Origin of the sequence: Paenibacillus sp. BR1-192, from assembly GCF_029542445.1 — a bacterium.
GTDB lineage: Bacteria > Bacillota > Bacilli > Paenibacillales > Paenibacillaceae > Paenibacillus_AQ > Paenibacillus_AQ lautus_A.
Genome location: NZ_CP120718.1, coordinates 6,686,480 through 6,701,325, shown reverse-complemented (window position 1 = coordinate 6,701,325; position 14,846 = coordinate 6,686,480). Strand labels below are relative to the sequence as shown.

Here is a 14,846-nt window from a genome sequence, read left to right as displayed (position 1 = left end):
GGGGTCTTTTTCTTGTTTTAGAAGGAATATGGATTTTGACAGCGAATTGGAAAATATCCGGACATATCGATATCGACTTTCAGGAGGTAGGATAAAGTATGAATAAAAAAATAATGCTGGTCTCGGCTGTGTTGTTCTCCATGCTGCTGACGGCTGCTTGTTCCAGCAATCAGGCGGACCCGTCGGCAGAAACCCCGCCGGCTGTCGTGGATAGCGAGGGAACGGATCAGACGGGGGCGGCTGAAGAGGAACCGCCGGCAGAACCATCCCAAGGGGAGGGTCAACCTGCCGATGGAGAGACGAAACCGATCGACGAGCCTGCCGCTGTAGGCGATACGGTCGATTACCACGGCGCGGTCATCACGCTGAACGGCGTACGCGACTCCGAAGGCGACGAGTACTTGAAGCCCCAGCCCGGCCATACGTTTAAGGTGGTCGACATTACCGTGAAGAACAACGGTCAGGAGCCGTTGGTCATCTCTTCGGCACTGTCTTTTTCCATGACGGATTCAAGCGATCTTAACTATACGGTTCCTATTACGGATGACGTGAAGATGCTGGACGGAACCATTCCTCCGGGCGGCGAGCTGACGGGCGAGATTCCGTACGAGGTGAAGCAGGACGTTCAGGGGCTGCAGCTGAGTTACGGCGATCCGATGAAAGAAGGAAGAGCCATTTGGGCAGTGGAATAATGCAGCAATACATCGCATGTTGTTATTTTGGAATGAGCGAGATGGACAAGGATTTTGCTTCGGCAAAGTCCTTTTTTCGTTGCATTCGGATGAGCGTCCTTTACATGGGAGGAGGTTTTCAGTATGATTAAACCGTACAGTCGGTTTTTTAAAGAAGGATGAAGTTTCATTCATGACAGAATACATTTTTTATTACGGATCACGGATTTCCGCTGGTTGATGCGGACTGTTGAATCCAACGCAAGGAGTGCTAACACCGATGTCATCAGAAAAAGCGCAGCGAAAGCGGGATTTGATTCTGGATAAAGCCAAGGAGCTGTTCATCCAGCGCGGATATGCGGCAACGTCAATGGATGAACTGGTCAAGTATACGGGGGCCAGCAAGGGAAGCATCTATTATCACTTCGAGAGCAAGGAAGATTTGTTCGTCAAGCTGCTGACAAAGCAGAATCGGGAATGGATGGAAGCCTGGGACGACAAAAAGGCCGGTTACGCCAGCTTTGAGGAGAAGCTGTACGGGATCGCCGATCACATGGTTGACGACTTCCAGAATCCGCTCACCAAAATCGCGGAGGAATTCTATATCAACCAGCCGGAAAATAAGACGATTGTGGGCGAAATGCTGGCGATTCTGCAAGGTCCGCGTATGCTCTACCGCGAAATTCTGGCAGAGGGAGCGGACGAGGGACGCATAGCGGCAGAGGATATCGACGAAATAGCCGTTATTTTCGGATCGCTGCTGGACGGGTTGTCGGTTTCGTACTTCGAACGGTCCCAGGAGGAATTAAGGCAGCTGTACCGCAAGAGCGTGATGTACTTTTTGAACGGTGTGTTATCGGGTGAAAGTTCATAGCGTACGGTGCGGTAGGAGGATTTATCGAAAACGCTTTTCTTAGCTAACAGGAAAGGGCGTTTTCGCAAATATAAATAAACCGAATAGTCGGTTTTAACAGGGGGATGGAGTATGAAGCATTTGTTTGGCAACCGCGCGTTCGTGCTGTTGATGGTATCTGATTTTATGCAAAATATCGGGATCTGGATCCGCAATATGGCGCTGTTGTTCTTTATTATGGAGCAGAGCAACCATGACCCGGTCGCCGTATCGCTGCTGACCGTGATTGAATACGCGCCGATCTTCGTGATTTCCATGGTTGGCGGCGTACTGGCTGACCGTTGGCGTCCCAAGCGAACGATGATATGGGGGGATATTTTAAGCTTCATATCCATTCTGCTTATTTTGTTTGTTGTGTATGCGGGATATTGGCAGGCCGTGTTTGCGGTGACGCTGGTCTCGGCCGTCGTATCGCAATTCTCGCAGCCATCGTCCATGAAGATCATCAAGCGGTGTTTGCCGGATGAGCATGTGCCCGCGGCCACGGCGTTATCCCAGACCTCGATGTCGCTGTTTATCATTTTGGGACCTATGGTAGGCACGACGATTTATCAAGCATTTGGATTGCAGGCCTCTTTAATCAGCTTGCTGATTCTGTTCGGCGCTTCGGCGATCGTGTTGGCCTTTCTGCCTTCCACCGTGGACGAACCTTCCAAGGACTCGGAATCAGCCGGTTCGTTCGTGAAGGACATGAAGGCAGGCTTCGCCTACATCGGTTCCAGCCGGCTGTTGAAGGTGCTGCTGGTGGTCTACGTTTTATTGGCGCTGGGCAGCGGACTCGTACAGCCGCTCGACATCTTCGTCATCACCGAGCGTCTTCAGCTGGAGATGTCCAGCGTCCAGTGGTTCACCGCGCTTGAGGGCTTGGGCATGTTGATCGGCGGTGTGATCGCAGCGGTGATTGCAGGCAAAGTGAAAGGTTCCTACTTGCTGTTCGCGGGGCTGGCCTTCCTTGGACTCTCGACCTTTGTCGAGGTGCTGTCCCAGTGGCCGATCCTGACCGGCTCGATGCGCTTCGTCACCGGGGTGCTGATGGCCATGGCCCAGACGGTCCTGATGGCGGTGATGATGCAGCAGGTGGAAGAGAAATTCATTGGCCGGCTGAACGGCGTGATGACGCCGATATTTACCGGCATGCTGCTCATCGGCTCCGGGCTGACGGGCTGGTATATGTCGGTAACCTCCATTGTCGTAGTGTATTTTACGGCAGGCGCGCTCTTCCTGCTGTCGTCATTCATCAGCATGAAGCTGCCGATCGCCAAGGTGCCGGTGCAGGAAACGGAGGCGCCTGTCAGGGTAGAGACTGCGGCCAAAGCCTAGCGGGTGAGTGAAAATCTATACATTTAAACCGAATCTGGCAGAATGGTATCCAACACGAACGGGCTTCGTACTGATAAAGACAATCCAAAAGAGCGGTGCCGGGGAGAAACCCGGGCACCGCTTTTTCGGCATATGCGATTCCTCGAAGGAAGTGAAAGGCAGTCACCCCGCTAAAGCTGATCCGAAGCTCCACCCATGGACAGGGTGCTGTGCCTATATCCATATATCGCTTAAATGGCCACACCGAATCCGATCCATGTTATTCGCTGCAGCGTGGTCAGCAGATCAAGGCATACGGAACATCACATCTGCATCTGTCCGTCCCTGACGGACACGATCGTGATATAATTCACGTTCTTGCCAAAGAAGCTGCGTTACAATGTTGGTAACGATAACACGAATATCATGAGCTGCATTCGGATAGGTAGACAAAGCGGATGCGGAAGAAATGAGGGAGTGACCATGGCTTACCATAAACCTGAGCGCATTGCGGAGATTACCTTGGAGAACGGGGTGAAAAAAGCGCATAACTCCGCCATAAACGTGATGATATTAGGATTCCTTGCGGGGGCATTTATTGCGCTCGGCTTTTTGCTTGACATACGCGTGATTGCCGGAGCGTCTCCGGAATGGGGAGGGATTGCCGGTTTTATAGGCGCGGCGGTATTCCCCGTCGGCCTGATTCTTGTCCTGCTTGCAGGCGGGGAGCTGCTGACGGGCAACATGATGGCCGTGTCCTTGGCCAGATTCAAGAGGAGAATTTCCACGAAGGAGATGATGCGGAATTTAGCGCTTGTCACGGTCAGCAATATGTTGGGAGCGTTATTCGTCGCTTACTTCTTCGGCCATGTGACCGGTCTGACAGGCAGCGGCGTTTACCTGGAGAAACTGGTGGATATGGCCGGGCATAAGCTGGACGACAGCTTCCTGCAAGCCTTCCTGTCGGGCATCGGGTGCAACTGGCTCGTAGCCCTCGCCGTATGGCTGTCCTACGGATCGGATCAGATGAGCGGCAAAATTCTCGGGATCTGGTTTCCGACCATGGCGTTTGTCGCCATCGGGTTTCAGCACGTGGTGGCCAACATGTTTCTCATCCCGGCCGCGATTTTTGAAGGCTATTACAGCTGGGGCGAGTATCTGATGAACTTCATTCCGGTATGGCTGGGCAATTTCGTTGGCGGCGCGTTATTTGTGGGAGCGACATACGGAACCGTTTATTTAAAGCAGGAGAAACAGGCCGCAGCCGCTCCGCGCGGCGAGCAGACGCCTGTGCCATCGGCCGGCGCTCCCCAACAGGTTCATTCGGCGCAGAATGTTTCCTAATGCCGGAAGCCTGGCGAGCGTCTGGCTTAAAGAAAAAGCTGCGATCAACCGCTGCCTTTCATCAAGGATGGTTGAACGCAGCTTTTTGTCGTGATACGCGAGGCTGTTCCCAGTAATGAATCAAGCAGGGAACAAGCCCGCTATTTTTTTAAATGGTAGGGAACCGTCGTGATGATCACGTCTCTCCGATACAGGAGATGTGCCCGGATGAGCAGGCTGGATTGATTGTGCAGGAAATTATGCCAGCCCTTCTTGGGGATGAACTGCGGAATGACGACGGTAACCTGATAGTCGGATTCGCTCGCCTTGCGCTGCACGGTATCGATGAATTTCGTCAGCTGCTGAATGATGCTCCGATAAGGCGAGTGCAGCGTTACCAGCCGGATGTCCGGCTGCCACTTTTTCCATTTTTCCTGGAAGGCGACTTCCTCCTCCCGCTCGAACGGCACGTACACCGCGATGATTTGGCCCGCTCCCAGCGATTTGGCGTAATTCAGCGAGTTCTCCACCACATGCGTGATTCCTGCCACAGGCAGGATGATGACATTCCCCTCAATCGGCTTAACCGGCTCGCAGGTCGTAATCCGGAGCTGGTCCGCTACCGCCTCGTAATGCTTGCGGATCCGGGTGAAAATCCAGATGATCAGCGGCAGGAATATCAGCACGGTCCACACCTGGGCGAATTTCGTAAAGAAGAAGATCATGGTCACGATAAAGCTGATGCATGCGCCGGTGGTGTTAATGATCAGCTTGACGATCCAGCCTTCGGGCTTTTCGCGAATCCATTTCACCATCATCCCCGTCTGGGAGAGGGTAAACGGGATAAACACGCCGACGGCATAGAGCGGAATCAGATGCTCGGTTTTGCCTTCAAAAGCCAGCAGCAGCAGAATGGAGAAAAATCCAAGAATAATGATTCCGTTCGAGTATCCCAGACGGTCGCCGCGGACGGTGAACATTCTAGGAATGAACTTATCCTTCGCCAGATTGACGGCAAGCAGGGGAAAAGCGGAATACGCCGTGTTGGCGGCAAGGATCAGAATTAAGGCCGTTGTCCCTTGTATGAAGTAATAAAGCGCATTTCGCCCGAAGGTATGCTCGGCAATTTGGGAAACGACTGTGACTTGTTCGCTGGGACTGACCCCATAGTAATAAGCCAGGAAAACGATGCCCGAAAATAACAGGGCCAGCAGCGATCCCATCGCCACCAGAGTTTTGGCCGCGTTATTCGGGGCCGGGTCTTTGAAATTCGGAATGGCATTGGAAATCGCCTCCACGCCGGTCAGGGCGGAGCTGCCCGAGGCAAATGCGCGCAGGAGCAGAAACAAGCTCAGCCCGGCTACGGGCGTGCCGATCGGCGTATGAAGCTCCGGAGACGCATGGCCTGTGGCAATGTTGAATATCCCTACCCCGATCAGGATGAATAACGCAAGCACGAACAGGTAAACCGGATAAGCCAGTATGGAGGCCGACTCCGTAACCCCTCTTAAATTCAATACGGTCAAGCATAGAACGAACACGATGGAAATCGGCAGATTATAGGCATGCAATTCCGGAAAAGCCGACGTGATCGCATCCGTCCCGGCCGACACGCTGACCGCAACCGTCAGGATATAGTCCACGAGCAAGGAACCGCCGGCAACCAGCCCCGGGTACATGCCCAAATTCCGTTTGGACACGACATATGCGCCGCCGCCGTGCGGATAGGAGAAAATAATTTGTCTGTACGACAGGATAAGTGCCAGCAACAAGACCAGGACGCCGACGGCAATCGGTATGGAATACCAATAGGCAGCTGCCCCGACGGTCATCAACACAATGAGGATTTGTTCCGGGCCATAGGCCACGGACGATAGCGCATCGGATGACAGGATGGCCAGCGCCTTGGTTTTATTCAGCTTTTGTTCGCCTAATTCCGTCGATTTAAGCGGTCTTCCGATGAGGAAGCGCTTGATTGAGGATAACATGGTTGTTTTTCACCGCCGCTTAAGATTAAGTTCATGGTAGAAGCTCCCTGAACGGACTTCTATCGGTGTTTTTTATATGCTGGACATAGGAACGGTCACCCTTCCTATGCTGATTTTTGGCAAACAAAAAACACAGGTTAGAACCCTGTGTTTGATCACAAGTTCACAACCCTCCCGATCAACGCTGACGAGGTTAGCTGTCGGATTCGGGCGGTGAGAGTCGCCCTACCTGATTCCATCGCGGCGTACGTACGCGATGGAATCAGGATTCACCCCTTAGTATGGTTGAAGGATCCTATAGGTATCCCTCCATACGGTTGGTTCCCCCGCTTTCCATCAAGGAAATTAAGCGAATGTCATGTGAATATGAAGAATGTTTTCGAAGCTGAATAGTATATTACGCCTGCTCCAATCGTTTGTAAAACATCCTCCAACGATCATTCGAACAGAATTATTTATAAAAAATGACAGATAAGCGCTTACATAAAGACGTGGCTTTGACAGGCTTTTTATTTTGCATGTTTTCTGCGAAAATCACGAGTTTCTATAATATGGAAGGTTATTCGCGGGGAACATCGGTCACTGGGAGGATGCCATATAAACAAATTCGCCATGCCGGTCTCGGGGGAGGAGACACTGGCATGGCGAATTTTTTTGGGAGTGGTCCATGATTCGGCAAGGAAGAGAAAGGGTCTGGGTTCCTCTTCTTTGCTCTTGATAGGAATATACCCGGGGGGAAGAAAAGTGAATCACCTGATTAGAAAAAAATGTATGACTTTACTGGAACCCCGATTTTCTTTTAAGATAAAGGGATATGATGCAGCCGAGCAAAAGGGGGAAGCACGAAATGACTCAAGCGATGATTCATCAGGAAAACGGCGTATTTCCGGCGGTATGTCCGTTGGATTGTCCCGATACATGCGGCCTGCTGCTGCATAAAGAGAACGGAAAAATCGTCAAGGTGACCGGTAACCCGGAGCATCCGATTACGCAGGGAGCCATCTGCAATAAAGTCCGTAATATGGCACACCGGGTGTACCATCCGGAACGCGTGCTCTATCCGCTGCGAAGAGTAGGTCCCAAGGGAGAGGGCGCCTTCGAGCGGATCAGCTGGGACGAAGCCATTCAGGAGATAGCCGGACGCTATAAGGGCTTGATCGAGGAATACGGCTCCGAGAGCATCCTGCCCTACAGCTTCTACGGTAATATGGGGATATTGAGCGTCGACGGCATGGACCGCAGATTCTTCAACAGGCTGGGTGCCAGCCGCCTGAAGCAGTCGATCTGCAATTCCGCGGGCAATGAGGGCTGGAAATCCGTGATGGGGTTTAATGGGGGAACCGTTCCGGAGGACACCGTACGAGCCGACGTCATCCTCGTCTGGGGCGGCAGCATCGTCAGCACCAATATGCACCAGATGGTGATTGCAGAGAAAGCGCGCAAAGCCGGTGCTAAGGTCGTTGTGATCGATGTCCACAAGAACCAGACGGGGCAATGGGCGGACTGGTTCATTCCGCTGTATCCAGGCACGGATGCGGCGCTGGCCGTCGGCCTCATGCACATCATGTTCCGTGACGGCATGGTAAATGAGGAATTCCTCCGCAAGTATACGATTGGTCATGAAGCCTTGCGCGAGCACGTCAAAGAATACACGCCGGAGCACGTTTCTTCCATTACCGGCATCTCGATCGAGGATATCGAGAAATTGGCCGAGCTCTACGGCCGGGCCGATACCTCCTACATCCATATCGGCAACGGTCTTCAGCATCACGACAACGGCGGCTTGACGGTGCGCAGCATTGCCGCGCTTCCCGCTTTGACCGGACAATGGGGCGGAGGGGCCGCGAAGTCGAACGGCGGTTACAACAGCATGGATAGCGACGCGCTTGAGCGTCCCGATCTCCGGCCGAATCCCGAAGCGCGCACCATTAACATGAACCGGATCGGCGAAGCGCTTGCCATGACCGAACAGCCGATTAAGTCGCTCTTCGTTTATTGCAGCAATCCGCTGGTTGTGGCTCCCGATACCGAGCGGGTCAGGGAAGGGTTTGCACGGGAAGATCTGTTTACGGTTGTGCATGACCTGTTTATGACGGACACGGCCAAGTATGCCGATATCGTGCTCCCGGCAACCTCCTCGTTCGAGAATACGGACCTGTACGCTTCCTACTGGCATCAGTACGTTCAGCTGCAGGAGCCGGTCATTCCGGCACTTGGGGAGAGCAAGGGCAACGTAGAGCTGTTCTCCATGCTGGGACGGGCTATGGGATTCCAGGAACCGGCTTTTCATGAGACCGAGGAAGAGATGATCGCAAGAGCGCTCGACTTCCCGGATAACCCTTATCTAAACGGCGTCACGCTGGACAAGCTGAGGGAACAGCGCCATGTGAAGCTCGATATGACGCCGCTTGACACGTATCTGGATCGTTTGCCGACACCTTCGGGACGCATCGAGTTATACTCTGCGCAGCTGGAGGAAGCAGGTCTGCCGCCCCTTCCGACCTACGTGCCGCTGAAGGAAGGATATGACGGGGTAAGGCGCGGCCGCGGTCATCAATACCCGCTCATGTTCATTTCGCCGCCGAACCATAACTTCCTGAACTCGACCTTTGCGAACGTGGAGAAGCATCAGAAGCTGGAGAAGGAGCCGGCCCTGCAGATTCACCCGGCGGATGCGGAGGAACGCGGGCTTCAGGACGGCGAGATGGTCATCGTATATAATGACCGCGGAACCTATGAGGTCCGGGCGAAGGTGACGGATAAAATGCTGCCGGGCACCATAGTCAGCCAAGGCCTGTGGTGGGAAGGCGAGGGCCGCAAGCAGCGCGCCAATGCCCTTACGCCGGACAGGCTGTCCGACTTGGGGGGTGGGGCTACCTTCTTCTCGACGGTGGTCGAGGTCAGGCGGAAGCAGTAAAGCGATAGACCCACCCTTGCAGATGGATGGCCAAAGGACAGATAAAGCAGAAGAGGCCCCTTCACAGGGCTTCTTTTTGCATACTGCAAACGTGAAACGTGAAACAAAAAGACCTGTAAGATCCTACTGATCTTACAGGTCTTTTTTCATTGACGGCATTTCTTATACTTTTTGCGGAACTGTCAAGAGCCAGAATCCGTCCGAAGTATCAAAAATCGCGGGTTTGTTATATAGTTTCACACAATTGTCAAAGGTAGAATGTCCTTAAGCCCGCTGCATAGCGGTAATCGGCCCACCAATTCACATGAACGGGGCAAATGCTAAAAGCACGAATGAATTTAGATAGACGGGAGGAAGAATATGTCCCCAACCGCATCGAAACCGCAGCCTGAAGGGTTGTCTCCGAAGGGTCGGGTTTACAGCCGGAGCTTGCTGTGGCGCTTGATGAAGCAATGGGATGTCCAGCTGATGGTCATTCCGGGCATCATCCTCGTCCTGATCTTTTCTTATCTGCCCATGTATGGGGTGCTGACGGGTTTTATGGATTACAACCTGTTTACGGGCTCGCGAATTTGGGAGAATCCCTGGGTCGGATTGAAGCACTTTGAGGCTTTTTTTGCCGCGCCGGAATTCGAACGCTTGATCCGCAACACGATCGTGATCAGCTTATTGAAATTTTTTATAGGCTTTCCGGCTCCGATCATTCTCGCCCTAATGCTGAACGAAGTCCGTCACATGTTCTTCAAGCGGGTCGTTCAGACGATTACCTACCTCCCGCATTTTATGAGCTGGGTTATCGTAGCGGGTCTTACGACGGCCCTGCTGGCAACGGAGAACGGAAGCGTCAACATGCTCCTTCAAAAAATCGGCACGATCCAGGAGCCTATCAACTTCCTGTCCCTCAAGGAGTATTTCCTGTCGATTCTCATCTCGGCCAACGTTTGGAAGGAGATCGGATTCGGCTCCATCGTGTATTTGGCCGCCATCGCAAGTGTAGATCCGCATCTGTATGAAGCTGCGGATATGGATGGGGCGAGTAAGTTCAAGCAAATTTTTCTTATTACCCTGCCTTCCATCATGCCGGTCGTGGTCATCTTTATGATTCTGGCCATCGGCAACCTGCTCAATGCCGGCTTCGAAGATATATTGCTGCTGGCGACCAATCCCGTTCTGCGGCCGGTATCGGACGTTATCGACACTTACGTATACCGGGTAGGGATCGGCAGTCACCGTTATTCCTACGGCGTGGCCATCGGATTGTTCAAAGCCATTATCAGCATCGGGCTGCTCACCATCGCCAATTACATCGCCCGAAGGTCCGGCAATAGTTTATGGTAGGGGGCTCTGTATGTTAAGAAGACTCAGCTTTAGCGACCGATTGATGCTGGTCATCATTTATAGTCTGTTATCCTTGCTTGCTTTCTCGGCATTCTACCCGTTCTGGAATGCCATCGTTGTATCGTTCAATGTGGGCGTCGATACCGCCAAGGGCGGCATTACTTTCTGGCCCCGGGAGTTTACCCTGCAAAATTACGAAATTATTTTGGGCGACAGCCGGCTGCTGAACGGATTCGCCGTATCGATCAGCCGGGCAGTCATCGGTACGGTGGCCTCCATCTTCATGACAGCCCTTCTAGCCTACGGCATGACGCGTACTTACTTGATCGGCAGGGGATTTTACATGGTGTTCTTTGTCTTCACGATGTATTTCGGCGGAGGCCTGATCCCAACCTATCTGCTGATCCGCTCGCTCGGTTTGATGGATTCCTTCCTGGTCTTTATCATTCCTTCGCTGATCAGCGTATGGAACATGATCATCTTCCGGACGTTCTTCAAGGGGCTTCCGAACGGGCTAGAGGAGTCCGCTCATATTGACGGCTGCAGCACCTGGGGCATCTTCTTTCGGATCATTCTCCCGCTTTCGGGTCCGGTCATCGCTACGCTGGCTTTGCTGACGGCGGTGGCGCATTGGAACGACTGGTTCCTGCCGAGCATCTATATCACGAACGGCAACCTGATGCCCATCCAGACGATCCTGCGGGAGACGCTGAATGCCAATATCGTGAGCGAGCAGACCGCGCTGCTGGATACCAGCTCCATCGCCCTGATGGAGAAGACGAAACAGATCACGTCCAAATCGTTGCAGATGGCGATCATGATCGTGGTTACGATGCCCATTATCATGGTGTATCCCTTCCTGCAGAAGTATTTTGTCAAAGGGGTGCTGGTCGGTTCCCTTAAGGAATAATCGGTTTTGGTTTAGGGCGGAAGTTCCGCTTTGGACATATAAGGAACAGGTTGACGGCTTAAAGTGCAGTAGAAGTTAAATGGAGAGGGGTTAGGTTTATGAAAAAAAAGTCAAGACCCATGCTGCTGACGTTATCGGCCATGCTGCTGCTGACCGCTGCGCTCACGGGCTGCAGCGGCAAGTCCGGCACAAGCGGCACATCACCTGAGACGACGCCGAAGACGGCCCAAACCGATAACGGGGGAACACCGAAGGCAGAGCAGCCGGGAAATCCTGACGGAACATGGGTGCTGGGGGAGAAGCCGCTTGAATTCACGGCCTATGCCCACTATGAAAACACGAATTTCCCTGCATGGGAGAGTACGCCGGCGGGCAAATGGCTCAGCGAGAACAAGGGCGTTAAGATCAGCATGATCGCGGCGGCCGGTGCCCATACGCAGAAGCTGAGCGCCCTGATGGCCTCCGATCAGCTCCCCGACATGATCTGGACGGATCGCAATCACCCGGATCTGGAGAGGCTCCGCGAGGCGGGAAAGCTGGTCGCTTTTGACGACTATCTTGATAAGTACCCGAACTTGAAGACGTGGATGGGCGACAATTTAAACATGCTCCGCCATGACGACGGCAAGCTGTATATGTTCCCGAACTGGTACACGTCAAGGCCGGCGGGCAATGCGGGATATGTTGTCAACAAGAAAATATACGACGAATTGGGCGCTCCCCCGCTGGAAACGACGGACGATCTCTATAACTACCTGGTCAAAGTGAAGGAAAAGTACGGCAACAGCGTGATTCCGTTTGAACCTCATCGTGCAAAAGATATGCAGGGATTGGGCGTGCTCTACACGGCATTCGGCGAAGGCGCGCTGTATACCTATCTGAACAGCTCCATGCGCGCCGTGCCGAAGGACGGCAAGCTCACCTCGGTGTTCACCGACCCGGTGTTTCGCGAGGCACAGAAGTACATCGCCAAGCTGTACCGCGAGAAGCTAATTTCCCAGGATGCCTTTACCCAGACGGAGGATCAGGTGCTGGAGAAGGTGATGACCGGCCGGGTCGCCGTATTTGCCGGCTCCAGTCCGACCACGATGGCGGGAGATGCGCAGCCTGAGCTCATCAAGGAGGATCCGGACGGCGGATATTTCATGATCTGGCCGATCCACAAGCCGGGTCTGGATAAGAACAAGATTTATCCGGGCACCTATACCAGCTTTGGCTGGAATGCCGCTTACATTACGACGGCTGCCAAGGATCCGGAAGCCATCTTTGCCTTCCTGGATTGGTATACCGGTCCAGAGGGTATGAACCTTCAGTTCTTCGGCCCCGAGGGCGACAACTGGGAGGGCTTCGATGAAGAAGGGAAACCGAACTTTACGGCGGACTACGACCCGGCAGAGGTCGCCGATATTCAGACGAAGAACGAACCGATCATGTTTGTCGGCAATACCAGTTACATCGACCCGGCGAAATACAAATACATGGCCGAGCTGCCGTTTGAAGAGCAGGACTGGAGAACGAAGTATCAGCAGACGATCACTTGGCCGACCCAATATAACGTGACGGAGTTCGTGAACCTGAATCCGCCGCCGGAGTCCGAGGAAGGCATCATCCAGACCTCGGTGGATGAGTTGTTCCTCGAGATTTATGCCAATTCGGTCATGGCGAAGAGCGATGAGGATGTGGATAGAATTCTCGATCAGGGCAATGAGGATCTCATGGCGCTCGGTTACGGCAAGCTGCTGGAATGGCGGACGGCAAGGTGGCAGGAGAACCTGAAGAAGATGAATCAGGAATAACCTATCGGTGTTTACAAAGAAAACCGAGTATATCTATCCCAAGGGATTTCCAGGAGATCCTTTGGGATCTCTCTGCTTTTGTGATCATCGGCAAACGGATGGAGGGATGGCTATGTATAAGGTCCTGTTAGTGGATGACGAAGAGCTTGATCTGGAGGGCATGAAACGCTTTATTCCCTGGTCTGATCTGGGCATGGAAGTGAGGGGGAGCGTAAACAATGCGCTGGCTGCCTGCGAAATCATGGAGGAAGAGCCCATCGATATATTGGTCAGCGACGTGAACATGCCCTATATGTCGGGACTGGAGCTGGCGCGCATTGCACTCGAGCGCAGGCCCAGCATACGCATTATATTTGTGAGCGGGTATCAGGAATTCAGCTACGTTCAGCAGGCTATGTCCTTGAAAGCCTACAGCTATGTCCTAAAGCCGATGAACGACAGCGAATTGGTCACCTCCCTGCTCAAGGTAAAGCGGGATTTGGACGATGAGACCAAGCAGCGCGAGGTGGAGATGGCTTACCAGCGAATGATTCCGATCGTGAAGAGCGATCTGCTCATCCGTCTGCTCCGGGAGGAAGAGACGGAGGACAGCGAATCGTTATCCAAGCTGACGGTTTCCTGCGGGCTGGACCGCATGAACTGGCCCATTCGCGTTGTGGTGATGGAATTGGATAATTTACTGTGGAGGCAGGGAGGGAGCTTTACCTCGCAGCGGGAAGTCTCGTGCATATTTCTGCAGCAGATTCACGATGTGATCGCGAGGCAAGGCATCGTCCCTTACTGCAAGCTGTCCTCCCAGCGGGTGGCGCTGCTGCTGGAGGACGAGGCCGTCGAGCCGACCGTACATAAGGTATATGGCGCCATCCAGCAGCTGACCCCGGCCTCCATTACAACAGGCATCAGCGGGCTGGCATATGCGATGGAGGAGCTTCAGCCATCGTATCGGCAGGCGATCGAAGCCGTAGAAGGGAAGATGTTCCTCGGCAAGGGCAGCCTGATCAAATACGAGGATGTGCGCGCCGAGCCGGGCATGCTGGATTCCAGAATGCTGGATGCGCACATGAACAAGCTGCTTGCCGCGATGGAAGGCTATGAGCTTGTCCGCATCTGCGACGAAGTAGAGGGGCTGTTCGGCTCCATTACGAATCTGCGTTCCCGCTTCTCGGTTCACAATATGTCCAACTACATCATTTGGCGCCTGGATCAGTATCTCAGCAGCCGGAACGAGGATCTGTTCGAGCTGCTCGGCATGGAGATCCACCACTTGGATATCCTGATGCAATTCGATACCATCAACGATATCCGTTCCTGGTTTGTGCAGCGGATATTCGAGATTTCCGAACGGCTGTATGAAAAAAACAACTCGAAGGACAGCAAATTCATCCGTAACGTGATTCATGCCATCCGCGAACGAATGAGCGAGAATATCACCATTAAGGATATCGCCCAGCATTTTTCTTTTTCCCCGAGCCATATCGGCTTTCTGATCAAGGACAAATCGGGGAGCACTTTCAACGAGCTGTTGGTGCAGCTGCGTATGGAGAAAGCCCAAGAGCTGCTGAAGCAGCCAGGCCTGAAAATATACGAAGTGGCCGATCAGGTAGGGTATCGGTATCTCCCCTATTTCAGCAGGCAGTTCAAGGAGCGCTACGGTATGACCCCTCTCGAATTCCGGAAGCGGGAGGATTAAG

General features: G+C 53.2%; 10 protein-coding genes and 1 riboswitch. Of the genes, 9 read left to right on the top strand and 1 reads right to left on the bottom strand.

The annotated features are described in order from the left end of the window. Positions 1-98 precede the first annotated feature (98 nt). From P0X86_RS30795 to P0X86_RS30780, 4 genes are all read left to right on the top strand, one after another. Positions 99-692: a DUF4352 domain-containing protein gene (locus tag P0X86_RS30795; RefSeq protein WP_277747247.1), complete on the top strand. Its 594-nt coding sequence runs from the start codon at positions 99-101 to the stop codon at positions 690-692. A 259-nt stretch (positions 693-951) separates the two neighbouring features. Next, complete coding sequence (locus P0X86_RS30790) at positions 952-1,545, top strand: TetR/AcrR family transcriptional regulator (RefSeq protein WP_277747246.1); 594 nt, start codon at positions 952-954, stop codon at positions 1,543-1,545. 111 nt (positions 1,546-1,656) lie between these two features. Further along, positions 1,657-2,904: an MFS transporter gene (locus P0X86_RS30785; protein WP_015737789.1), complete on the top strand. Its 1,248-nt coding sequence runs from the start codon at positions 1,657-1,659 to the stop codon at positions 2,902-2,904. A gap of 462 nt (positions 2,905-3,366) precedes the next feature. Continuing rightward, positions 3,367-4,227, top strand: a complete 861-nt coding sequence (locus P0X86_RS30780) for a formate/nitrite transporter family protein (protein WP_277747245.1) — start codon at positions 3,367-3,369, stop codon at positions 4,225-4,227. A 140-nt stretch (positions 4,228-4,367) separates the two neighbouring features. Here the strand turns inward: P0X86_RS30780 and P0X86_RS30775 are convergent, their stop codons facing one another. Continuing rightward, positions 4,368-6,194 (bottom strand): APC family permease, encoded by a 1,827-nt coding sequence (locus P0X86_RS30775; protein WP_277747244.1) that lies wholly within the window; start codon positions 6,192-6,194, stop codon positions 4,368-4,370. A gap of 166 nt (positions 6,195-6,360) precedes the next feature. Beyond that, positions 6,361-6,556: riboswitch (cyclic di-AMP (ydaO/yuaA leader) on the bottom strand. Positions 6,557-7,041: 485 nt separating this feature from the next. Here P0X86_RS30775 and P0X86_RS30770 point away from each other — a divergent pair. From P0X86_RS30770 to P0X86_RS30750, 5 genes are all read left to right on the top strand, one after another. Further along, positions 7,042-9,111 (top strand): molybdopterin-containing oxidoreductase family protein, encoded by a 2,070-nt coding sequence (locus tag P0X86_RS30770; protein ID WP_277747243.1) that lies wholly within the window; start codon positions 7,042-7,044, stop codon positions 9,109-9,111. A 360-nt stretch (positions 9,112-9,471) separates the two neighbouring features. Further along, on the top strand, positions 9,472-10,449 hold the full coding sequence (locus P0X86_RS30765; protein ID WP_096775829.1) for an ABC transporter permease: 978 nt from the start codon (positions 9,472-9,474) through the stop codon (positions 10,447-10,449). A 10-nt stretch (positions 10,450-10,459) separates the two neighbouring features. Further along, entirely contained in the window at positions 10,460-11,359 is a 900-nt protein-coding gene (locus P0X86_RS30760) for a carbohydrate ABC transporter permease (RefSeq protein ID WP_096775830.1), read from the top strand. A gap of 98 nt (positions 11,360-11,457) precedes the next feature. Further along, positions 11,458-13,155 (top strand): extracellular solute-binding protein, encoded by a 1,698-nt coding sequence (locus P0X86_RS30755; RefSeq protein WP_096775831.1) that lies wholly within the window; start codon positions 11,458-11,460, stop codon positions 13,153-13,155. A 112-nt stretch (positions 13,156-13,267) separates the two neighbouring features. Further along, positions 13,268-14,845: a response regulator gene (locus P0X86_RS30750; protein WP_277747242.1), complete on the top strand. Its 1,578-nt coding sequence runs from the start codon at positions 13,268-13,270 to the stop codon at positions 14,843-14,845. Position 14,846 lies beyond the last annotated feature (1 nt).